This window comes from Candidatus Hydrogenedentota bacterium (assembly GCA_019637335.1).
Lineage (GTDB): Bacteria > Hydrogenedentota > Hydrogenedentia > Hydrogenedentales > JAEUWI01 > JAEUWI01.
Window position 1 is genome coordinate 76,743 of record JAHBVV010000011.1, and the last position, 22,658, is coordinate 99,400.

A 22,658-nucleotide genomic window follows, 5' to 3' on the forward strand; every position below is an offset into this window, starting at 1 on the left:
CGGCGGCGCGCCCATTGGTTATGACAGGGCATACATCATGATACACACGCGTCTCCCGCGCACGATTTCCCTGCTGGCATGCGGCCTGATCCTGCTCGTCGGCCTCCCCTTCAATCCCGCCGCCGCCCAGGACGAACCCGCGTTGCCCCCCGGCCTCGGCGGGCCAGAACCGGACGACGCCCCCGCGCTCCCGCCCGGCCTCGGCGGGGGGGAGGCCCCGGGCTTGCCACCGGGCCTGGGCGGGCCGGAAACCGGCGATGCGCCCGCACTGCCGCCCGGCCTGGGCGATGCGCCGGAAGATTCCGCCGCGCCCGAAGCCGGGTCCGGCGATACGCGCTTGATCGATCGCCTGCCGCCATGGCTCCACGGCTTCTGGGAAACCCGCGCGGGGATGCGGACCCACAACGATCCGGAACAGCCGGGGGATATCAGCATCGGCGAAACCCGCCTGCAACTCGAAGGCAAGAAGTTCTGGGACGCCGCCAGCCTCGAAGTCACCGCCGATTTCGTGGGGGACGCCGTGGATGAGGAGGGCCATTTCGACCTCCGCCAGCTACGCCTCAGTTTCTCGCCGCTCGATACCGTCGACATCCGCATCGGGCGGCAGGTGCTCACCTGGGGTACGGGCGATATGCTCTTCATCAACGATCTCTTCCCCAAGGACTGGCCGTCCTACTTCCTCGGCCGCGATCAGGAATACCTCAAGGCCCCCTCCGACGCCCTTCGCGTCGGCTGGTACCCCGGCCCCGTTAACATCGAAGTGGTGTACACGCCCCGATTCGATCGCGACCGTTTCATCCGCGGCGCCCGCGTCACCTACCACAACCCGCTCTTCGGGCCCTCGGGGCGCGACAGCCAGGTGCAGAGCAGCCCCCCGAATGACTGGTTTCAGGACGACGAAATCGCCCTCCGCATCTACCGCCGCGTCAACCGCTTCGAACTCGCGTTCTACGCCTACGACGGCTTCTGGAAAAGCCCCGGCGGCCAGTCCTTCATTCCCTTCGAAGCCACCCACCCGCGGTTGCGCGTCTATGGGGCGAGCGCGCGCGGCCCGCTGGGCAAGGGGATATTCAACGTGGAAGCCGGTTACTACGACTCGCGGGACGACCGGAGCGGTGCGGATTTCGCCGTGAACAACAGCGAGTTCCGCTTTCTCATCGGGTACGAACAGGAGCTCGCGAAAGAGTTCACCGGCGCCGTCCAGTACTACCTCGAACACATGATGGACTACGACGCCTACGCCAATTCCCCCTTCTTCCTGTTCCTCCCGAAGCGCGACGAGGACCGACACGTCTTCACCGCGCGCCTCACCAGACTCCTCATGAACCAGAACCTCACCCTCAGCTTCTTCGCATACTACAGCCCCACCGACAAGGACGCCTACCTGCGGCCCAAAGCCACCTACAAGGTAAACGACCACTGGACCGTGGAAGCAGGGGGGAACGTGTTCCTCGGGCAGGACGACCACACCTTCTTCGGGCAGTTCGAAGCAACCACCAACGTCTACGCGTCGATGCGCTTCTCTTTCTGAGGGGATCAGATGCGGAAGCCGCGCTACTTGAAGCGCTCGCCCACACACGCCATGATGTTATTCAGGTGCGGCTCATTGATCTGGTAGAAGATCTGGCGCCCACGCCGTTCCGCGCGAAGCAGCCCGCGGTCCTTCATCTTACCCAGATGTTCAGACGCCATATGGCTCGGAATGTCGCACGCCTCCGCCAGCTCGCCCACCGGGTACTCCCCCTGGATCAGCATCTGCACCATCCGCAGGCGGTGCGGGTGCGCCAGCGTGCGCAGGCATTCGGCCGCCTTCTCCAATCCCTCCAGGGACGTCAGCGGACATACTTTGTTTCGCGTGGTCATGGTTCGCACTGCTCCGTCTCTACCCAGACATACGTATTATATATCGCAATATGACGATATGTCAACCCAGAAAAAACACGCAAACAGCCAAGACAAATGCTCCGCACCCCGCGACCACAACACCGCACCCTCCTCAATGCATCCCAGACCAACGCGTCAACCCGTGCCACGCGATCGCGCCCCCGAAGGATCGCGGGCATTCCTGCCCGCGACAACGACCGCCCCCGCCAGCACAACACCGCACCCTCCTCAACGCACCCCAGCCCCGCGCGTCATCCCGTGCCACGCGATCGCGCCCCAGCGCGTTCGTGTGCCAGGAGCAACGCCCGCCCACCACCGCCAAGCACCACCCCACACGAGCGGCTCCACACCCCACACGAGCGGCGAAAAGGCCCCCCCTCCCGGCGTGCCACGGACAAGCCCCCGCCCGTCATCCCGTGCCACGCGATGGCGCACCAGCGCCTTCGTGTGCCAGGAGCAACGCCCGCCCACCACCGCCAAGCACCACCCCACACGAGCGGCTCCACACCCCACACGAGCGGCGAAAAGGCCCCCCTCCCGGCGTGCCACCGACAAGCCCGCAAGGGCTTGCCCGTGCCAGTCCCCAGGGACTGACGCGCCAAAACCACACCAACCACCAAAATCAGCCCACACGTCCAACAGAGCACAAACCCCCATCCCAGCCACCCCAACCGGCGGGTCTGTCCCGTCGCCGTCCACCCCAGCCCCGCGCGTCAACCCGTGCCACGCGATCGCGCCCCAGCGCGTTCGTGTGCCAGGAGCAACGCCCGCCCACCACCGCCAAGCACCACCCCACGGCAAACCACACCCCGCTCCACACCCCCCTCCCGGCGTGCCACGGACAAGCCCCCGCGCGTCAACCCGTGCCACGCGATCGCGCCCCAGCGCGTTCGTGTGCCAGGAGCAACGCCCGCCCACCACCGTCAACACCACCCCACACGAGCGGCTCCACACCCCACACGCTCCACACCCCCCTCCCGGCGTGCCACGGACAAGCCCCCGCGCGTCAACCCGTGCCACGCGATCGCGCCCCAGCGCGTTCGTGTGCCAGGAGCAACGCCCGCCCACCACCGTCAACACCACCCCACACGAGCGGCTCCACACCCCCCACGCTCCAGCCGTCCCCCCTCCCGGCGTGCCACGGACAAGCCCGCAAGGGCTTGCCCGTGCCAGTCCCCCCAGGCGCGCCCTGGCAGCCAATGCTGCTCCGAAAACACAACGACGAGCGCGCAAAGAACGTGGCACAGCCGTCCCGGCCAGGGCAATCTCATTTAAACTCGATCTCGGTATATGGACGTAAACTTGAATCGATTTGGAACCTTGAATCAACGATAGTGAGCGTTGTGGAGCGCCGGCATCTGTGCCGGCAGGGTCAGAGATTCGCCGCATGCGAAATGCCAGCGCTCCAACACGCGCCTTTTGTACATTGATGGCTCATGGCCGGCTGGGACGTGCTCAACGAAGAGGACGGCACCGGCACGCTGCTGCGCACGCGCTTCGGCGGCCTGGCCATCGCCGCGGGAAGCTCCGCCGCCACGGGAACCTGGGCCTACTATTTCCCGTCCCGGCCGAAGCTCCGCCGCAGGAGGTATAATTCACCGGCCACACCTGGGTCGCCGCTGCGCGGCTGTACTATACCGCCTACCGGTACTACAGCCCCGACGCTAACCGCTGGCTCACCCGGGATCCCCTGGGCATGGTCTACGGCCCGAATGTGTATGCGTATGTGGTGAATAATCCGGTGAGTATGTGGGAGACTATAGGAACGTTTGCAGCTACCGCCTCCTTTAGCATGAGTATCAGCTCTCTCGGAAACCTACAACAGGGAAAGGCAAGAAGCGACTACGCAGCGTTCGGGAGGACCGTGACCCAGCTGGCGAGTATAGCCAGCCGATTGGAAATGATCGGTGACTTTGCCGATACTCTTGACTTTGAACTTCTCGCGCTGAACAGGGCTATCGGTCAAAATAGCTCTCGGTCGGTTTGCGGGAAAGCTTTGAGTTGTTGATCGAATAATTTGGAGTCAGTGATGCGCAATGTATTTGTAGTGCGCCAATTGTATCACTACAGCGAACGACAGTTTGCCCACACGGAACACGAGGCGGTATTTTCGACGTTCGACGCTGCGCACAAGTTCATGCTGGAACACCTGAGCAATCCAGATGCAAGCGTAGTTGAATTGCAATGCTTCAGAAATGGTAACACTTTAGCGGAATGAAGTTGACTTGATTACTCCACGACACAAACCCGCCCCGCAACGGAAGGGCGGACCAATGGGAGCGCGGGCGGCCCGCCCGCATCGCGCCGAAGGCGCGAATTTGATCAACGGGGGTGGTCCGGGTCCAGTCTTCCTCCCGATCAAATGTGCCGACATTGCGAACACGCTTTGCACCTCCGGTGCATTGCAGGCGGGGACGCCTGCGCTCCCAGCCTTGCGCGCTCTCCTCGTAGTGTCGCGGGAAACTAGCAAAAAGACTGGCTCAACTTCAGACGGCTAAAGTATTACCAGAAATGAAATTACTGAAATTTGTCTAGACACGCCAAATGATCCTAATCGCTACCTGAAGAGGGTTTATCTGCCAACAGGAAAACTTCACATCGATTATACGAGTGAGGAAGGCCGTCAATACCAAGTCGTCGATGGTACCGCGAGTAAATTTGCTGTAGGTGATCTTGTGAAAATTCTTCCAGACTACCTTTTCCCGGGGAGTGTTTTGTTTCAAGGTGGGAGCGGCGTTATTGGAGCGTTGGCCAATAGATCCAGTACCTGTCGGTGGTGTAATGAGTACGACTATGATGTGTTTGTGTTGACAGAGAGAGGGAGGCTCTGCAGTTTGTCAACGCTGGAAGCAGCGCTTGAGACGTTATCAGATCCGCTTGAGGTGGAGCTCGAATTCATGGAGAGATTGTCCGATCATTTAAAAGGGAAGAAGTCTCTTTCCAAGGAAATGAGCGATAGGTTAGCCCAATTCCAACAGGACCAACCCTTGTATTTGCTCAATACAGAAATCTACGATTTTTCGACGGGGTCCATTTTGCAGGCGTAATATTCAACCTACAATTATTCTGGCGAATGTGGAAAGCCGGAACAGCCACCAGTTTTGGGTCTCAAGCAACAGCCTGGGCCGCCGCGTGACGGTGACCTTCCCCCAGACAATCGCAACCACATAATAACGAGTACGACCTCCTGGCCTTGCCACGAAGCCTATCGACCTCAATCCCGTTGCGGGCGAGGCGCATGGTTAGTTCTTGAACCGCAGAGAACGCAAAGGGAGCCTTTTTGCGTTCTTTGCGCTCTTTGCGGTTGATAATCCACTCCCCAATTCTCCGGCGCGCGCGGCTTCTCCCCGATCGCCCCCCCCGAACGCGGTAACGCGTCATTTTTTCCTTGCCAGATGCGTCCCCTTGGCCTATACTACCCCAGGCAACGAAATCCCAGGCAGGAGCGGCGAACTTTGGTCACGGCGGCAGACAAAATCCTACCTCGCAATAGCGCGTGGGTGAGTCTTGCCCGCCCGCACCGGCGGGAGACGGCGAGCCAGGAGGATAGGCTTCCAGCCTGTCCCGCGGGCCGCGTCGGATGCCAACGTTGCCGTAGGCTTTGGGACAACTACCTGCCATCCGGGGCTCACGAGACGAATTTGCCGCTAATCGCGTTGACTCGGGCACAGGTTGGGACAGGCAGGGATGCCTATCCTCCTGATCTGGACACCGAGACCATCGCCACGGACAGGGACGTGTGGTATGAGTTCTACGTCAAGGGACGAGAAATATGGACAGCCAACGATATTGCACCTCAAGTACAAATGCCTGGGCCGCCGCGTGACGGTGACCTTCCCCCAGACAATCGCAACCACATAATAACGAGTACGACCTCCTGGCCTTGCCACGAAACCTATCGACCCCAATCCCATTGCCGTCGAGGGGCATGGTTAGTTCTTGAACCGCAGAGAACGCAAAGGAAGCCTTTTTGCGTTCTTTGCGCTCTTTGCGGTCGATAATCCACTCCCCAATTCTCCGGCGCGCGCAACGGTCCAGCCCGGCGCCGCCAGACACATTCAGCGTCCCCCGAGTTCCTTCAGGAACCCTTCCGCCCGCGCGGCCAGCGTGTCGACCCAGGGCTTTGCATCCGCGGGCTCGTGGAGGTTGTTCTCGTCCATCCATCGCACCGTGTCGCGAACACCATCCTCCCACGGCGCCAGGTCGCGGTACGCCGGCACGTCGGCCTTGAGCGCGGCGTTGCTGTAGGCCGCGTGGTACTGGAAATTCTCCCGCAGCCACTCCGCCTTGCCATCGGGCGTCCCGGCCACAATCTGTTCCGTCGTCAGCGCAACCAGGTTCGCGGCCACCCCGATCGCCTCGGCCATGCGCTCGTGGAAACGGCGCCAGGTCATGATCTCGTCGCCGACAATATTGTAGGCCTTGCCGAAGGTGACCTCGCGCCCCAGCGCGCCGACGAAGCCCTTCGCCATATCGTCCACGTGCCCGGGTTGCCACAGGCCGTGCCCATCCCCCGCGACGAGGACCGGGCGCCCCGCGCGCAGCCGTGTAACCAGGCTGGCGTCGTAGCCCCAGACGTCGAGCAGGGGTTGCCCGGGGCCGTAGCAATGGGAGGGGCGGAAGAGCGTCACGGGAAACCCGGAGGACGCGTGCGCCGCGACGAACGCGTCCTCCGCCTCCAGCTTGCCCCGGCCATACGCGCTGACCGGCGTGCGCGGCTCGTCTTCCACCGCCGGAATACGCGAAAGCGGGCCGCCATAGACGCAGACCGTGCTGCAGAACAGGTAATGCGCCACGCGGCCGCCGAACACGGCGATGTTGTGTTCCGCCGTCGCCCGGTCGTAGGTCAGCATATCGATCACCGCGTCGGCTTCGATATCCCGAACGGTCCGCGCAAAGCCCTCAAAGTCCTCGCGATCGCCGTGGAGAGTCTGGACTACTCCCTCGAACCGCGCGGCGGTCTGGCCGCGGTTAAACAAAATCGGCTCGTGCCCCTCGGCCAGGAGACGCCGCACGATGGGGGTGCTGATAAGGCCCGTGCCTCCGATAACAAGAACGCGCATGAACAACTCCAGGTTGAAAAGTGAAGTTTGGGATGGAATCCGAAACGGTGCGCCAAGGCCATTCCATCCCCGCGTGCGAGGCTGTCAATTTAACGTGTGCGGTGAGCGCATTTCCTACCATTCTGTGCTAACGCCCTACAGCGTCATTCCCGCGAAAGCGGGAATCCAGTGGAATCCGGAGGTTTGTGCGATCGCGTTGCTGGATCCCCGCGTGCAAGGCTGTCATTTTAACGTGTGCGGTGAGCGCATTTCCTGCCATTCTGTGCTAACGCCCTACAGCGTCATTCCCGCGAAAGCGGGAATCCAGTGGAATCCGGAGGTTTGTGCGATCGCGTCGCTGGATCCCCGCGTTCGGGGCTGTCGATTTAACGTGTGCGGGGAGCGCATTTCCTACAATTTTGTGCTAACGCCCTACAGCGTCATTCCCGCGAAAGCGGGAATCCAGTGGAATCCGGAGGTTTGTTCGTTCGCGTCGCTGGATCCCCGCGTTCGCGAGGATGACGGATCTGCTCATTCCTTCTATAGTGTAGGGTGAGTTAAGTAAACCGACAGCCCCGTTCGCGGGGATGACGGACCTGCTCATTCCTTCCATAGTGTGGGGTGAGTTAAGTAAATCGACAACCCCGTGCGGTATAATACCTGCATGCGCCGCGGTGGGTACAGCGGCGCCGCACCCCAGGGAGCCGTTCATGCGCCATCATATTTTCCTGCCGCTGCTCATCGCCATCCTCGCCGGGGGCTGTCCCGGGGCCTCCGGGGGCGGCCTGACGCTTGCCGAGGCCACGCTCCGCCTGCGCGACGGGTTTGCGGCGGCGGATGCGGACGGCGACGGCAGGCTTTCCTCGGCCGAGGCCCGCGCGCACCTTACGGCGCTCTCCGCCGCGCAGTTTCGCGCGCTCGATCGGGATGGGAGCGGCTACCTGGAACCCGTGGAGCTCGGTTTGGCCGCGGCGGAAGGCGAGGGTGAGGGGGAAGGGGAGGAGGAGCCGCGCATACCCGTCTTCTACACCTACCAGGTGCGGGAAATGTTCCCGCACGACACCGGCGCATTCACCCAGGGCTTTGTGTATGACGATGGCGCGCTCTACGAGGGCACCGGCCTTGTCGGGCGCTCGTCTCTTCGGCGCGTGGACCTGCCCTCGGGCGCCATCGAGCAGCAGGTGGACCTGCCGTCTCCCTATTTCGGCGAGGGCGTCGACGTATGGGACGCCGAAATCGTGCAACTGACCTGGCGGCACGGGCGTGGCTTCGTCTACGCGCGCGATACCTTCACCCCGCTCCGGGAGTTTCGCTATTCGGGCGAGGGGTGGGGCATCACGCACGACGAGCATGGCTGGATCATGAGCGACGGCACCCACCTGCTCCGCATCCTCGACCGCGAGACCTTTGCGGTCGATCGCCAGCTCGCCGTGTACGACCGCGGCGAGCCCGTGCGCAATTTGAATGAACTCGAGTACATTCAGGGCGAAATCTGGGCCAACGTCTGGCAGACCGACCTCGTCGCGCGGATTGATCCGGCCAGCGGCGAGGTCGTGGGCTGGGTGGACTTGAGCGGGCTCCTGACGCCGGAACAGCGGCGGACCGCCGATGTGCTGAACGGCATCGCGTACGACGCGGCGAACGACCGCATCCTGGTCACCGGGAAGTTCTGGCCCTTCGTGTTTCACATCACCGTGTTCCCGGCGGGCGATTCCCGCTGAGCCGGGCGGTTTAACCCATTCCAGCACAAAAGTTTGCGAAGGAAACCGCCGCTGCGGTATACTTCCGCGATTCCCAGCGCATGACAGGAGTGCCCCATGACCCGCAGCATGACCGGCTTCGGCCGCGTGTCGGCCGAAATTGACGGCGAAAACGTCACCATCGAAGTGACCACGGTCAACCACCGCTTCCTGGAATGCAGCTTCCGCATGCCTAACACCTGGGCCGCGCTGGAGATTCCGCTGCGGAACGTGGCCAAGGACCTCGTTTCGCGGGGAAAGTTGAATGTAAGCATCCGTCGCAGCCGCGGCCCGATGGGGCGTCCCGTCATCCATTTCGACGCGGAAAACGCCCGGCAGTACATTGAGGCGAGCCGCGAACTGGCGCGCATGATGAGCAGCACCGAGGCGCTTTCCCTGGACGCCCTCACGCAGCTCGAAGGCGTGTTTTACCAGGAAGAAAACGAGCAGGACCTGGAATCCGTACGCGAACAGCTTTGCGCGGCGTTCCAGGCGGCGCTCGAACAGTTGAACCAGGCCCGCGCGCAGGAGGGTGAGTCCCTCGCGCGCGATGTCGCCGATCGTATCGCGGCCATGCAGGACGCCGTCTCCATCATCGAGGGGCGCCTCCCCGAGCTGGCCGTGGCCTATGCGGATCGCCTGCGCGCGCGCGTCGCGGAGTTGAACGCGGAGGCGGGGATGAAGGAGGAGCGGCTCGCAATCGAAATCGCGCTCATGGCCGACAAAATGGACGTAAACGAAGAGGTCGTGCGCCTCAACAGCCATTTCGAGCAGGTGCTCGGCCTTTTGAAACAGCCGGAGCCGATCGGGCGCGACCTGAATTTCCTGGCGCAGGAGCTCCAGCGCGAAATCAACACGCTGGGCTCGAAATTGCGCGATCTGGACGTCACCCGCGAGGTGCTCCGGCTGAAGGCGGAACTGGAAAAGCTGCGCGAGCAGGCGCAGAACATCGAATAAGGCGTCGGGCGTGGCGAACTCGGGTATCCTGCTGGTCATTTCCGCGCCATCGGGCGCGGGAAAGCTCACCTTGCTCAACGAGGTGCGGCAACGCGCCGTCGATCGGTTTGTGACCACCATCTCCGCGACGACCCGGCCCCCACGGCAGGGCGAAGCCGACGGGCGCGAGTACTACTTTCTGGGCCGGGCCGAGTTCGAGGCCCGGCGGGACGCGGGCGCCTTCGTCGAGTGGGCGGAGGTCCACGACAACCTGTACGGGACGCTTCACAGCGAGTTGGACCGCTGCCTGGCGACCGGCAAGGATGTGATCCTCGAGCTGGACGTCCAGGGCATGAAAAGCCTCAAGCGCCAGCGCCCGGACATGGTCAGCGTCTTTCTGATGCCGCCCTCGCTCGACGAGTTGGAGCGGCGGCTCCGCAAGCGCGGCTCCGAAAGCGAGGAGGTCATCGCGCTTCGCGTGCGAAACGCCGCGGGCGAAATCGCCGAGCGCGGGGCTTTCGACTATATTGTGGTAAATGATAAAATTGAAACGGCGGCCAGCGACCTCGAGGCGATAATACGCGCCGAGCGCTGCCGCGCCTTCAGGCAACTTCAGGAGAATGCATAATGCCTACACCCTTTTCCGTTGACGAATTCGAGGGCAAGGTCGACAGCCTCTACCGCCTCGTTATCGTGGCCGCCCGGCGCGCCAACCAGATCTCGAAAAACGAATCCCACGGTTTCGGCACGGTGATCCAGTCCAAGAAATCGACCATCACGGCGCTCGAAGAAGTGCTGGACGACAAGCTCGGGTACTACACCGGCACGCCCGAGGAAGAGAACTACCTGGAGTAGCCCATGGATGGCGTGTTCGCAAACCGGTGTATCGTCCTGGGCATAACGGGATCCATCGCGGCCTATAAGGCCTGCGATGTCGCCTCCCGCCTGGCCGAGGCCGGCGCGGACGTGGTCCCCGTCCTCTCCCACGGCGCGCGCGAGTTCGTGGGCGCCGCCAGCCTCGAAGGCATCACCGGGCAGCGCGCCATCACCGGGATGTTCGAGCCGGCGCACAGCCCGGAAATCGAGCATATCGCCTTGGCCCGGCGCGCCGATCTCTTCCTGATCGCGCCCGCCACCGCGAATATCCTCGCGAAGGCGGCGCACGGCCTGGCCGACGACTGGCTCACCACCACGCTCCTGGCGACGCGCGCCCCGGTGCTCTTTGCGCCCGCCATGAACACCATGATGTACCAGCACCCCGCGACGCAGGAAAACATTCGCATCTTGAAGGCGCGGGGTTGCCGTTTTGTGGGGCCCGGCGACGGCGCGCTTGCCTGTGGCGAAGTCGGCCCCGGCCGCCTGATCGATACGCCCGCCATTTTGGACGCCGCAGCGATTACGCTCCGCAATGACCGGTCCCTCCGGGGCCGGCATGTGCTGATTACCAGCGGCGCCAACCACGAGCCGATCGACCCCGTGCGCTATATCGGCAACCGCAGTAGTGGAAAGATGGGCCACGCCCTCGCGCTGGAGGCGCTGATGCGCGGCGCCGAGGTTACGGTCGTCTGCGGCCCCTGTGACACGCCCCCGCCCAACGGTGCGCGCGTTATTTCCGCGCCCACCGCCCGCGCCATGCTGGAAGCCGTGGACGCCTGCCTGCCGGAGGCCGATATCTTCATCGCCGCCGCCGCCGTCGCGGATTATCGCGTCGAAAATCCCCCGACCGAGAAACAGAAGCGCGCGGAGGGCGGATTGACCCTTTCCCTCGCGCCCAACCCCGATATCGCGGCGCACGTGGGGGTGGCGCGCCAGCCGCACCAGATCGCGGTGGGGTTCGCCGCGGAAACGCACGATATTCTGGCGCATGCCGCGGAGAAACTCCGCAAGAAACACCTCGATCTCATTGTCGCCAACGATGTGCGCGCCGAGGATTCGGGGTTCGGGTCCGACACCACCCGCGCCTGGTTTCTCACCCCCGACGCGGAGGCCGAGGCCCTGCCCCTCACCACGAAGGCCGAGTTGGCGCGCCGCCTCTTTGACCGGCTGCTCGAAATGCGCCCCGCGCTTACGGCGGCGATCCGCTGAGCGTTCAGCGCGCCTCCCGCCGCTCGCGCTCGGCCTGTTTCACGCCCCGACGCCAGCCCCGGTAGTAGGAGAGCCGCTCCACAATGCGAAGCCCCATCAGCTGGAGCCGCCGGACGGATCTCACGCCATACGGCGCGCATTGGCCGTGGAACCACCGCAGATCCCAAAAGAAGGACCGCACGCCGGTGACCGTGGGCCGCACGGACTGCACGCCCCAATAGTTCTCCCCGCCGTGCCGCCCCCATTCGGGATGCAGCTCCTCCTGCGTGAGCAGGCGGTGCGTCACCAGCCCGCAGCCGTACCCGTAGTTGGTCCAGGTGCGGACAAAACTCCGCCAGGTGTCGCGGTAGTCATGGTGGATCAGCGCCGATTCCGCATAGGCGAAGCGCAGGCCGCGCTTGTACAGCGCGATGCTCGCGGCCACATCCTCGCCGCCGGGCGTCCCGATATCCGCCGTGAAGCCGCCCGCCTCCAGCAGGGCGTCGCGCCGGTAGAGGCAGTTGCACGTCACCAGATACGGTATGGGATGATCCTCGAATACGATCGGCGTCAGCGTGGCGTTCACCGTGTTGTAGATCGCATAGAGGTTGTCGCGGTTATGCGGTTTCACCGGCCCTCCGGCGCCCACGGCTTCGGGATTGGCCCGCACCGCCGCATACAGCCCGGCCAGCCAGCGGAGATCCGCCACGCAGTCCGTATCCGTAAACGCCACCCATCGTCCCCGCGCGGCTTCCGCGCCCCGGTTGCGCGCGCTGCCGGGGCCCTGGTTAACGTCCTGGCGCACGTAGCGGCACGCAATCTCGGGGTGAGCCGCCGCCCACGTGGCGACCGTAGTCTCCGTGGCGTCCGTGGACGCGTCGTCGACCACGATGACCTCCCACGGCGGCGCGCCTTTCTGCCCGGCCAGCGAATCCAGCAGGCGCGAAAGCAACGCCGCGCGGTTGTAGGCGGGTACGATCACCGAGATCTCGATCGGCGCCGGGCTACCGGACATCGCGCGGTTCCGTTTCGAATCGCACAAGGGCATGCAAGAGCTCGTGCGAGCCGGGTCCCAGCTCAAAGGCCCCGGCGGGACCCGGATTACACATCAGCTGTATCACGCGGCCGGCGTCCGGACCGCCTGTGGATATCGCCGTCGGATGACCGGCGCCAAGCTGGGACTCCAATTCGAAGATCAGCGCCGGGAAGGTGTCCGAGTGGGCGCGAATCCAGCCGCCGTCCCCATAGCGCGTATTCAGGTGCCTCCAGGAGCCGTCCGGCTGCGGATCGACATCAAATTCGCCGGACTCCCGCGCGGTCTCCCAGCGTGTATAGGCGGCCCCAAGTTCGAGCGAGAGATTGGCGTCTTCCAACCGGATTGGGTCATCGCAGGCAATCGAAAGGCGGAGGCGGAGCAGCGCGCCATCGGGCTCCAATGACCACGTCACGCGGAACGGCGCACGCGGGGAATCGCCGGTGAGGAGAATGCGCGCGCCCTCGCGCCGGGGCGGATCCCAGCGCATGGCCTGTCCGACGATCCAGAGTCCATTCACGCGAAATTGCGGGTGTAGATGACGTTCCCGCGACACTATCGCGTCACCGGCGGACAGGATGGCGAAGCCCCGCTCAAGCCGCGCGGACCAGCCATCGCCCGCGACCGTGGAAGCGGCTTCGGCGGCCGACCGGGCGTCGTGTACGGCTTCTGAACTGGCGAATGCGATCCGCAGCGCAGCCTGGCGTCGGCGTCCCGGCGGAAGAGGCCGCTCGGCCCCCGGAATGGCCTCGGTCACGTGCGCCACCCGCGCCTGCGCGAGGTAGTCGGTATTATCCAGCTGGACGGGCGTCCGGGTAGCGTCCGAATCCAGGGCGATACGGATGGGGGGGAGGCTCCCGGCGTCTGGAAGCAGGTAAGCGGGCCCGCTCCCGGCGCGCGCGGGAATTACATTCGCCCAGTGCAGGGCGGTGGGCTCAATCGCCGGCAGCGGCTGGGTGTAGCCATCCTGAAACCAGGCCGTGTAAGTTGCGGGGAAGAAGGCCTGCACCGCGACATAGTCGATGTCGGCGTGCTGGTGGTTTTCCCACGACACGAGGAGTTCCAGACCGTTCTCGTCGAGCGACGCCTCCAGGTGGAGCGTTATCGGAAGCCGCGGCATGACCCCGGTCGCCAGGAAATGATCCGGGCCGGTACGCGATACGGTCCAGGCCGCCGAGGTGGATTCGTGGTAGCTGCCCAGGCTGAAAAACTGCGCCTTGATACCCGCGGGCGCCGTGATCTCCTTCTGATCGCGGTATAGTGAGAGACGCCCGTTGTTGAACAGGACTTCGTCGCGATCATGGGTCAGGCGCGCAATGCCCGCTTCACCGCCGGTCTGGCGCAGGTAATAGTCAATCGTCTCCTGCGCTCCGCCGCGCGAAAGCACGCGCCCGCGTTCCAGCAGGATCACGCGGTCGCAGAGCGCGCTCACGGTCCCGAGGTCGTGGGAAACGAACAGGATGGTCTTGCCCGAGGCGCGCAATTCCTGGATGCGCGCTCGGCACTTCCGCTGGAAGGCCTCGTCGCCGACGGAAAGCACTTCGTCGACCAGGAAGATGTCGGGATCGCTGTGGACCGCCACGGAAAAGGCAAGCCGCACATACATCCCGCTGCTGTAGGTGTCGACGGTCCGGTCGATGAACTCGCCCAGGTCCGCAAAGGCTGCGATCGCGTCGAAACAGGCGTCGGTTTCCGCGTGGCGCATGCCGAGCAGGCCCGCGTTGAGGTACACGTTCTCGCGCCCGGTGAGCATGGGGTGGAACCCCGCGCCCAGCTCCAGCAGACTGGCAACGCGTCCCCGCACCGAAAGCGATCCGGAGGTCGGCGCGGTAACCCCCGCGATCAGTTTCAGCAGCGTGCTCTTGCCGGATCCGTTGCGCCCGATAATGCCCACGGCCTCGCCCGAGTCGATGGCCAGCGTCACGCCATCCAGCGCGGGCGGCGGCGCGGCGGTGCGCGAAAACCAGGACGAAAGGCCGCCCCTCCCGAGTAACGCCCGCTTGCCGCCCGTTGCCGGGTAGGCCTTCGTCAGGTCGTGCGCCTCGATGATCGCCATCAGACGTAGTCCGCCAGCGTGGGCGCGGCGCGCCGGAAGGTCCACGCGCCGGCAACGAGCGCGATCACCGCGAATGCGGATGGCCACACGAAGAGCCAGCCGTCCGGGGTGCGCCCTTCGAGCAGGGCCTGCCGGTACGCCTCCAGAAGCTCCGCCATCGGATTGGCGAGATACAGTGCGGCAATCCCCTCGGGAATGCGCCCCGCATGCGCCGCGCCGAGCACCCAGTCCAGATCATAAAAAACCGGGGAGGCGTAGAAGCCGAGGATTAGCCCGACATTCACCAGGTAGCCCACATCACGAAAGCGCGCGTGCCCGGCCGCGGCCATCAGAGCGATCCCCACCGTGCCAACCGCCTGAATCAGGAAGATCACCGGCGTCCACGCGATCCCCGGCCCGAGGCTTCCGCCGAGTCCCAGGTGTACGCCAATCAGGAGCAGCAGCCCGACCCCCAGGGCGATCAGCGGATAGCCGAACGCCGCCAGCGGGACCACCTCGCGCGTGAAATTGACCTTGGTGACCAGGTGGGCGGCGTTCGTGAGCGACGGCGTCGCGGCGGCCAGGGCATTCGCGGTGAATTGCCAGAACACGAGGCCGCAGAGCAGGCCCACCGCATAGGGCACGCCCGCGCCGAACATTACTTCGCCCGCCCGCGGCGCGAGAATCCACTGGAAGATCACGGTCAGCACCGCCGTGTACGCCAACGGCTCCAGGGCGGCCCACAGAAAGCCCGCCGCCGCGTACCGGTAGCGGACGCGGAGGTCTTTCCAGATTAAGTCGCGCAACAGTTCTCGCGACCGGATCAGGTCGCGCGGCAGCGCCCGGAGCCGGGCGTTGTTCAGGTGCGTGGAAGGGCCGGATTGCATGGGGGAGATGGTAGCACCCCGCATGCGGGGCTTCAAACGGCGGAAAATGGCCTCAGGCGTTCTCGAGTATCTCGGCGAGCGCCGCCATATAATCCGGATCCGCACCCTTGAGCTTGCCCGAGCGCGCGAGACGGAGGTAGGTCCCGATCCATTGGGCGGCCGTTTCCCGATCCGTCGCCGCGGCGATCGCGTCCACAAACGCCTCGGGATCCTCCGGCGCCAATGGGCTTTCTACCCCGCGGAACTTCCACGTGTCCGTGAGCAGGAAGCCGACGACCTTGGCCGGGCTGAGCCGCGTCTGCATGTGCACGCAATTCACCAGCTTCAGCCCCGGCATACCCTTCCCGCCGCGATGCACCTGAAAGGTCGACGGCTCGATCTGGTGCGTGTCAATGCCGTCCCGCTTGATCGGGTGAAACGCCGACGCGATCAGGGTGACCATGCGCGCGCGGAGGTGTTCGGTCTCCCGTTTCGTAAACGTGTGGGGCACGCCGCCGGCCGTCATGTACTGGCCGTTCCGGTGGATACCCAACGGCTCGTAGCCGGAATGCACGGTGGTGATGTACGCGCCAATATCCCGGTTTTTCGCCTCGCGGCGGTACCGGTCGGGCAGGAATATCGCGCCGGACCGGATCGGAACCGCCATGGCGTCGGGGATCCGCTCCGCTAGAATTTTCAGGTGCTTGTACTCCAGCGCAACCCGCCGCGTCGCCTCTTCCGCGTTTTTCGCCACGATCAGCGCGAACGACGCCCGCTTCCGGCTCGCGTAGGCCGCGCTGACGTGGAAAATGAAGCGGAGCGCGTCCTCGTCGGCCAGTGTGAACACGATCTGGCTCAGCCGCCCGGGCGCGCCGATCAATTGCTCAATGGCGGGCTGCAGGAAGCGATCGCCTTCGTGAACCAGCTTGTCGATGGCGCTCGCGAGCGTCTCCAGCTTGTAAAAGCGCCGCCACGATTTTCCGCGGAAATCCGTGAGTTCGACAAGGTTCTGCCACTTGGAGACGGCCACCAGCTCCCGGCGGGGCTGGTTGCGGCCGGTGAATTCCTTGGGTTTTCTTCGGGGTCGGGGCACGGCTTATCTGTTTCTAGACGCGGTGATTATCCGCTTGCCAGTTCTGGATGCGTTTCTTGATGGCGTCCGCCTTGTGGATGTGCTCGTCGAGCACCGCGCGAACCAGGTCCGGAAGTTCCTCGTCCGATGCGAAGCGCAGCCCAACCAGTTGCTGGACCGTCAGCTGCCGCGACGCCGTCCGCAACTCGGCCGGCAGCACCTCCGCCAGGCGCGCGCGCATCTCGGCGCGGATAATCCGGTCCTGGAGCTTCGTGGCGTAGTGCCGCATCAGCAACAGCGCGTAAATCGACGCAATCGCGTGGATCAAGACTGCCGTGCCCACCAGGCAGGTTCCAGCGGTCGTGTTCGGCATGAACAGGCCCGCGGTCGCGAGGATCGCCGCAAGCAGGAGCACAACGGAAAGTACGATCAACTTGACGGGGACAACAACATGGTTCTCGTAATTCTGCGGTGCGGGGTCGGCCATGGAAGAGTCCTTTCTCGCCGGAGAGGCATCGCCGGCAATGGCGGTATGAATCGAACGATTCGGGCTGATACTATAGCACAGGCGGCGCCCGAAACAGGAACGGGCGCATTTTAACAGGAAACCACACGATGTTGTCGCAGGCCCAACGCGAGTTTTACGAAGAGCACGGCTACCTCCACGTACCCGGGGTCTTTTCCAGCGAGGAGATCGGCGCCATGGAAGAGCACCTGCACGTCCTCCTCAAGGACTGGGCCCAGACCGATATCGGCTGGACCGGCCCCTGGCGCAAGGCCTACATGGACGAGGAAACCGAAAAGCAGTCGAAACTCACCCACCTGCACGATCTGCACTTCTACTCCGACGCCTGGAGCCGCGCCATGCACAATCCGCGTCTCGTGGGGACGCTCTTGGACCTGCTCGGCCCCAACGTCGAGCTGCACCACACCACGCTCCACCTCAAGCCGCCGGAGACGGGGCACCCCTTCCCGCTCCACCAGGACGACGCCTTCTACCCGCACGAGGATGGGCGCTACATTGACGTGCTGGTGCACCTCGACGATACCCGCCACGAGAACGGGGAGATCCGGTTCACCGCCGGCAGCCACAAGGCGGGCCGCCTCCCGCACATCACGGAGACCCCCGAAGGCCCCTGCACCCCGCACCTCCCCGTGGACCGGTATCGCCTTGAGGACACCGTCCCCGTGCCCGCGAAGCGCGGCGACATCGTTCTCTTCAATATCTTCACCATCCATGGGAGCCACATCAACCAGACCGATCGCATGCGCCGGCTTGTGCGCTGCGGGTTCCGCGATCCCGCGAACCGGCAACTTGACGGCCAGAGTGTCGGGCGTCCCGGAATCATGGTCCACGGCCTGCGCCCCTGCGCCCCCGGACAGAAACCCTTCCCGGAAGAAGCGATAGCCTGATTCACGCGCCGGCCCGCACGAGCGGCGTCAAAGGAGGTTGGGCATCTTGCCCGACGCAAGGTGAGCCCCAGGACAGAAAACGGCTGTCGCGTTTCGCTCTGTGGACCCGCGCTTCCTGTTCGGCCAATGTCGCGGTCGTGTTGGCGTGTCGCGTTTGCTGTGTCGGGCAAGATGCCCAACCTCCTACGCGTTCCCGTTGTAGCGCACCCCCAGCGTCGTAATATCGTCATGCTGCGGGTAATTCCGGGTAAAGCGCTCGATGACATCCGCAAGCCCGCGCGTGATCTCTTCCAGCGGCGCGCCGTGATGATTGGCCAGATGCTCGCCGAGCCGCGTGTCGCAAAACATCGCGTGGTCCTGATCCATCGCCTCGGTCACTCCGTCAGTGTAAAGAAACAGGCTCTCGCCGGGGGCCAGCGTCAACGTCGACCGTGTGTAGCAGGCGTCGGGCATGACGCCCAGCACGACCCCGCCCTGATTCGCGAGCGCTTCGGGTGGCGCGCCGTTGTTGCGCAGCCAGTAGGGCGGATTATGACCGGCATTCGTGTAACTTACCTCGCCCGTCCGCGTGTCGAGCACCGCGTAAAACACCGTCACGAACAGTCCCGCCGAATTGTCCCCGCAAAGGATTCCGTTAACGCCATTCAGGCAGTCGTCCGTGCCATCGCCATGCAGCGCCGTGGCCTTGATCAGCGTGCGGCAGACCGCCATGAACAGCGCCGCGGGCACCCCCTTGCCGGAGACATCGCCAATCACGAATGCGAGCCGGTGCTCGTCAATGAAGAAGAAATCGTAGAAATCGCCGCCCACCTGGCGGGCGGGCGTCATGGCGGCGTAAATCTCAATCTCGCCGCGCTCCGGAAAGGGGGGGAAAGTTTTCGGGAGAATCGCCTCCTGAATCCGCGCCGCTACCGCGAGCTCCTGCTGCACCGAGATCAGGCTGCGCGTGGCCTCCAGGCCCTGCCGCAGTTTCGCGACCTCGCCGATTGTCTTCTCGATCGTGATCTCCAGATCCGCAAAGTCGATCGGTTTCGTCACGAAGTCGAATGCCCCCCGGTTCATCGCCAGGCGGATGTTGTCCAGATCGCCGTAGGCCGAAATCACCACCGCCTTGTACATGCCCTCCCGCTCGGCCAGGCGCGCGAGCAGCGTGAGCCCGTCCATCACCGGCATGTTGATATCCGTAACGATGACGTCGACATTCTCTTCGCGGTCGAGCAGGTCGAGCGCCTGCTGGCCATTGCCGGCGAAGGAAATGGTGTACGCGCCCTCGTTGATCTTCTTACGGAACTTCTGCCGGATCAACGACTCCAGATCCGGCTCGTCGTCCACCACCAGCAGGTGTACCGGTTTGCGCTGCGCCGCGATCACGATTTTTTCCCCACGGCGATCATCGTCTCCTTCAACTCCGCGAAGTCAATGGGCTTGTGGATATAGCCGTCGGCCCCGCGCGACAGGGCGTCTTCCTGGTTCGCCTGATCGCCAAAGGCGGTGATCATGATTACCGGAAGCTTAGGGCGGCGCTGGCGGATTTCGTGGAGCAAATCGAGCCCGCTCATCCCGGGCATATGGATGTCGGAAAGGATTAACACCAGATCGGCCCCGCCCTCGCCGTCGATTACGCCCAGCGCCTCCTGGCCCGAGAATGCGAATCGAAAGTGCATCTCGCCGCGCTTGATCTCCTTGCGGAAGCGCTGCTCAAAGAGGATCTGGATGTCCGGCTCGTCGTCTACGACCATGATATGCATCAGTTGGCGGCCTTCTGTGACGGCGTCGTCACGGGCAGTCTAAGGATAAACTCGGTGTACTCGCCGGGAGTCGATTCCACCCGGAGCTCCCCATGATGTTCCTGAACCACGATATCGAAGCTGATCGAAAGCCCCAGCCCGGTTCCCTTACCCGCCGGTTTCGTCGTGAAAAACGGTGTAAATATCTTGTCCCGGATCGCATCCGGAATCCCGTCGCCGTTGTCCCGGATGCGCACCGTTACCATATCAGATTCATGCGAGGTCGCGACAGTCAGCTCGGGCCGGAAGCCATCGCCCTCGCGCAATTTTCGCTGGTGCGCCGCGAAGCAGCCGTTGTTCAATATATTCAGGAACACCCGGGCCAGATCCTGCGGAACGGCTTCGACCTCCGGCAGCGATGGATCGAATTCAAGGTTCAGCGTGATGTTAAACGCCGCGTCCTGCGCGCGCATCCCGTGGTAGGACAGCTGCACATATTCATCGAGCAACGCGTTCACGTCGACTTTCTGTTTCTCGTCTTTCTTGCCGCGCGAGTGGAGCAGCATCGCCCGGACAATGTTGTCCGCGCGTTTGCCATGCTCCTGGATCTTGCGGGTGTTCTGTTCGATGGCGGCGAGCAATTCCTCCAGCTGTTCCCGGCGCTCCGCCGCGATGGCCGTGCCCAGCCCGCCGATCTCCTCCCGCAACTCGGCGGTAAGTTCCGACGTAAGTTCCGCGAAATTGGTCACGAAATTCAGTGGGTTCTTGATCTCGTGCGCAATACCCGCGGTCAGCGCGCCCAGCGACGCCATCTTTTCATTCAGGACAAGCTGATTCTGCGTCGCCTGCAGCTCTTCCAGCGCCCGCGCGAGTTCATCGCGATTCCGCTCAAGCTGGAGTGTGCGCTCCGCCACGTCCCGCTCCAAGGTCGCGCTGTATTCCCGGAGGATCCGTTCCGCCTCCTTCGTTTTCGTCACATCGCGCAGGTTGATTACGGTGCCCGCAATGTTCTCGTCCTCCAGGCGGCTCGTGCCGATCGCCGCAACGTCCACCCACCGGCCGTCCTTATGCTGAAACCGGTATTCGATAAGCGTCGGTTCCCCGGGCTGCTCAATGGCTTCCCGGGCCGCGCGCTGCACCCGGGCGCGATCATCCGGATGGACCTTGCCGAACAGGTCCGTTCCCACGAACTCCCCGGGCGCGTAGCCAAGCGTGCGCTCGAAGGAAGGGCTTACGAAGCGGGTAGACTGGTTCCGATCCAGCACCACAATTACGTCCGGCGCGTATTCAATCAGCGCCTTGTAATACTGCTGGCGCCGTTCCACTTCCTCCTGCGCCCGCTTGCGCTCCCGCACCTCGCTCTCGAGCGACCCGTAAAGCATCTGCACCTTGTCCATGAAGCGGTTGAACGAGCTCGCGAGCTCCGCGACCTCGTCCTTGCCCCGCACCACCAGCCGCTGGTTCAGCGCATCCTCCCCCTGCAGCATGCCCTTGAGAATCGCCACGGTGGATCGCAGCGGCCGCACAATCGGCTTGGCCAGGTAGTCGGCAACGAAGCAGAGAACAAGAATAGCCGCCAGCACAATGGCGTCACTCATGTACAGCATGCGCCGGACCGTGCGCCGGGAGGTTTCCTCCATCTGCCGGACCGCGGCAAAGGCCTCGGCGGGATCCACCTGCGCCACCAGGGCCCAGGTCGTGCCCAGAATCTCGATCGGCGTGAACGCGATGAGCGCCGGATTCCCGTTCAGGTCGTTGTACACGCCACAACCCTGCTGGCCCAGGTGAAACACGGTGCGCACCGGGCCAATATCGATGCGGACCGGATTCGGACCCGGCGGGCGCGCCTCCTCCAGCAGCGCGGCGGCGACCCCGCCCCGCGGCTGGTAGTCCGGCCCCACGAGATAAACGCGCCCCCGGCCCTGCAGCACCGACATCGTGCCGAGAATCGCGTCGAAGCGCTCGATCCCGAACGCAAACAGCACCACGCCCTTTTTCTCGCCCTGCACAAAGACCGGCGCCGCCACGAAACAGACATTGGCGCCGCCCGCGGGAAAGTACGGCGCGACATCCTTGAACACCACGGTCCGCGGGTGGCCCTCCCACGCCTCGCGGTAGGCATCCGCCGCGTGCGTGCCGGCCAGCGGGCCGCGCACCAGGGAGGCCCCGAAATCCACATTCTTCGCGGCGGAATAGACCACGTCGCCCCGCTCGCCGTCCACCAGCAAGATGTCCACATAGCCAAGCTGCTGGAGCATCTCCATCCAGAAGGCGTGCATCCGCCCGTGTACATCGGCGTAGGGCATGGCATCCGGCCCGCGAGCGGGAGGCGGCGGCGGTGGGGGCGCCGGTTCCGTTCGGGTGGCGACAAGGTAGTGGTATTGCAATACGACACCGGCGGGGGAGAGGGCGTCGACAAAGGTCTCGGCGTCCGGCGCGACGCCATTCGGCCCCGCGGGCGGAACTTGCGGCGGATTGGCGCGGTACCAGTTGATCAGGGCTTCGCGGCGCGACGCCATGGTGCCCGGCAACGCCGAAAGCGCCGCCGCGGCTTCGTAGAACTCGTCCCGCTCCAGCAGGGTTTTGAGGTGATGGGATTGGCTCAGAAGCCGCGTTTCATTCTCCAGCCCGCGAACGAAGGTGTCGAGATGCAGCTTCTCCGCCGTCACGATGGCCGCGATGTAGTCCTCGGCCTGGGATTCCAGCGCTTCCCGGGCCAGGGATCCCGTGTCCTCGAGCGCGCGCTTCGTGATCGTGTGGGTGAAGAGCGTCCCCAGCAGCAGCGGGGCCAGGCCGCAGACGAGAAGTGCGAGCGTAAACTTACCGAGTAGATTCATGGCGGCCCTG

At 64.2% G+C, this 22,658-nt stretch carries 20 protein-coding genes; 10 read left to right on the forward strand and 10 right to left on the reverse strand.

All coding sequences use genetic code 11. The features are described from left to right. Nucleotides 1–37: 37 nt before the first annotated feature. Nucleotides 38–1,531, forward strand: coding sequence for a hypothetical protein (locus KF886_13550; protein MBX3178380.1), 1,494 nt, complete (start codon nt 38–40; stop codon nt 1,529–1,531). Between the two features lie 23 nt (nt 1,532–1,554). On the opposite strand, the gene KF886_13555 is transcribed toward KF886_13550, so the two are convergent. Further along, the gene (locus KF886_13555; GenBank protein ID MBX3178381.1) at nt 1,555–1,863 is read right to left on the reverse strand and encodes a winged helix-turn-helix transcriptional regulator; all 309 of its coding nucleotides are present in this window, start codon (nt 1,861–1,863) and stop codon (nt 1,555–1,557) included. A gap of 1,648 nt (nt 1,864–3,511) precedes the next feature. On the opposite strand from KF886_13555, the gene KF886_13560 reads away from it, so the two are divergent. The 3 genes from KF886_13560 (at nt 3,512) to KF886_13570 (ending at nt 4,931) form a co-directional block, all read left to right on the forward strand. Then, entirely contained in the window at nt 3,512–3,892 is a 381-nt protein-coding gene (locus tag KF886_13560) for a hypothetical protein (GenBank protein MBX3178382.1), read from the forward strand. 21 nt (nt 3,893–3,913) lie between these two features. Then, a complete protein-coding gene (locus tag KF886_13565; protein ID MBX3178383.1) occupies nt 3,914–4,102 on the forward strand; it encodes a hypothetical protein in 189 nt (62 codons plus the stop codon). 616 nt (nt 4,103–4,718) lie between these two features. Then, nucleotides 4,719–4,931 carry a hypothetical protein gene (locus KF886_13570; GenBank protein MBX3178384.1) on the forward strand — a complete coding sequence of 71 codons (213 nt, stop codon included), beginning with the start codon at nt 4,719–4,721 and terminating at the stop codon, nt 4,929–4,931. A gap of 1,011 nt (nt 4,932–5,942) precedes the next feature. Here the strand turns inward: KF886_13570 and KF886_13575 are convergent. Beyond that, nucleotides 5,943–6,947 carry an NAD-dependent epimerase/dehydratase family protein gene (locus KF886_13575; GenBank protein MBX3178385.1) on the reverse strand — a complete coding sequence of 335 codons (1,005 nt, stop codon included), beginning with the start codon at nt 6,945–6,947 and terminating at the stop codon, nt 5,943–5,945. A 689-nt stretch (nt 6,948–7,636) separates the two neighbouring features. On the opposite strand from KF886_13575, the gene KF886_13580 reads away from it, so the two are divergent. The 5 genes from KF886_13580 (at nt 7,637) to coaBC (ending at nt 11,686) form a co-directional block, all read left to right on the forward strand. Further along, complete coding sequence (locus tag KF886_13580; GenBank protein ID MBX3178386.1) at nt 7,637–8,647, forward strand: glutaminyl-peptide cyclotransferase; 1,011 nt, start codon at nt 7,637–7,639, stop codon at nt 8,645–8,647. 96 nt (nt 8,648–8,743) lie between these two features. Next, nucleotides 8,744–9,622, forward strand: a complete 879-nt coding sequence (locus KF886_13585; protein ID MBX3178387.1) for a YicC family protein — start codon at nt 8,744–8,746, stop codon at nt 9,620–9,622. Nucleotides 9,623–9,650: 28 nt separating this feature from the next. Then, a complete protein-coding gene (gene gmk / locus KF886_13590) occupies nt 9,651–10,229 on the forward strand; it encodes a guanylate kinase (GenBank protein MBX3178388.1) in 579 nt (192 codons plus the stop codon). Continuing rightward, complete coding sequence (rpoZ, locus tag KF886_13595) at nt 10,229–10,456, forward strand: DNA-directed RNA polymerase subunit omega (protein MBX3178389.1); 228 nt, start codon at nt 10,229–10,231, stop codon at nt 10,454–10,456. Before gmk ends, rpoZ begins: the two co-directional genes overlap by 1 nt. A gap of 3 nt (nt 10,457–10,459) precedes the next feature. Then, nucleotides 10,460–11,686 (forward strand): bifunctional phosphopantothenoylcysteine decarboxylase/phosphopantothenate--cysteine ligase CoaBC, encoded by a 1,227-nt coding sequence (gene coaBC / locus KF886_13600; protein ID MBX3178390.1) that lies wholly within the window; start codon nt 10,460–10,462, stop codon nt 11,684–11,686. Between the two features lie 4 nt (nt 11,687–11,690). Here coaBC and KF886_13605 read toward each other — a convergent pair whose 3' ends face one another. Genes KF886_13605 through KF886_13625 form a run of 5 tightly spaced genes read right to left on the reverse strand, consistent with a single transcriptional unit; the run spans nt 11,691 to nt 17,158 of the window. Next, nucleotides 11,691–12,680 carry a glycosyltransferase gene (locus tag KF886_13605; protein MBX3178391.1) on the reverse strand — a complete coding sequence of 330 codons (990 nt, stop codon included), beginning with the start codon at nt 12,678–12,680 and terminating at the stop codon, nt 11,691–11,693. After that, complete coding sequence (locus tag KF886_13610) at nt 12,670–14,754, reverse strand: ABC transporter ATP-binding protein (protein MBX3178392.1); 2,085 nt, start codon at nt 14,752–14,754, stop codon at nt 12,670–12,672. Before KF886_13610 ends, KF886_13605 begins: the two co-directional genes overlap by 11 nt. Further along, the gene (locus KF886_13615; protein MBX3178393.1) at nt 14,754–15,644 is read right to left on the reverse strand and encodes an ABC transporter permease; all 891 of its coding nucleotides are present in this window, start codon (nt 15,642–15,644) and stop codon (nt 14,754–14,756) included. Before KF886_13615 ends, KF886_13610 begins: the two co-directional genes overlap by 1 nt. A 28-nt stretch (nt 15,645–15,672) precedes the next feature. Continuing rightward, entirely contained in the window at nt 15,673–16,692 is a 1,020-nt protein-coding gene (locus KF886_13620) for a hypothetical protein (GenBank protein ID MBX3178394.1), read from the reverse strand. A gap of 13 nt (nt 16,693–16,705) precedes the next feature. Next, nucleotides 16,706–17,158 carry a hypothetical protein gene (locus KF886_13625; protein ID MBX3178395.1) on the reverse strand — a complete coding sequence of 151 codons (453 nt, stop codon included), beginning with the start codon at nt 17,156–17,158 and terminating at the stop codon, nt 16,706–16,708. Between the two features lie 128 nt (nt 17,159–17,286). Between KF886_13625 and KF886_13630 the strand changes: the two genes are divergently transcribed. Continuing rightward, nucleotides 17,287–18,084, forward strand: coding sequence for a phytanoyl-CoA dioxygenase family protein (locus KF886_13630; GenBank protein MBX3178396.1), 798 nt, complete (start codon nt 17,287–17,289; stop codon nt 18,082–18,084). A gap of 183 nt (nt 18,085–18,267) precedes the next feature. On the opposite strand, the gene KF886_13635 is transcribed toward KF886_13630, so the two are convergent. Genes KF886_13635 through KF886_13645 form a run of 3 tightly spaced genes read right to left on the reverse strand, consistent with a single transcriptional unit; the run spans nt 18,268 to nt 22,648 of the window. Next, nucleotides 18,268–19,452, reverse strand: coding sequence for a SpoIIE family protein phosphatase (locus KF886_13635; protein ID MBX3178397.1), 1,185 nt, complete (start codon nt 19,450–19,452; stop codon nt 18,268–18,270). Beyond that, nucleotides 19,452–19,832: a response regulator gene (locus KF886_13640; GenBank protein ID MBX3178398.1), complete on the reverse strand. Its 381-nt coding sequence runs from the start codon at nt 19,830–19,832 to the stop codon at nt 19,452–19,454. Before KF886_13640 ends, KF886_13635 begins: the two co-directional genes overlap by 1 nt. Next, complete coding sequence (locus tag KF886_13645; GenBank protein ID MBX3178399.1) at nt 19,832–22,648, reverse strand: PAS domain S-box protein; 2,817 nt, start codon at nt 22,646–22,648, stop codon at nt 19,832–19,834. The genes KF886_13640 and KF886_13645 overlap by 1 nt, the downstream gene beginning before the upstream one ends. Nucleotides 22,649–22,658 lie beyond the last annotated feature (10 nt).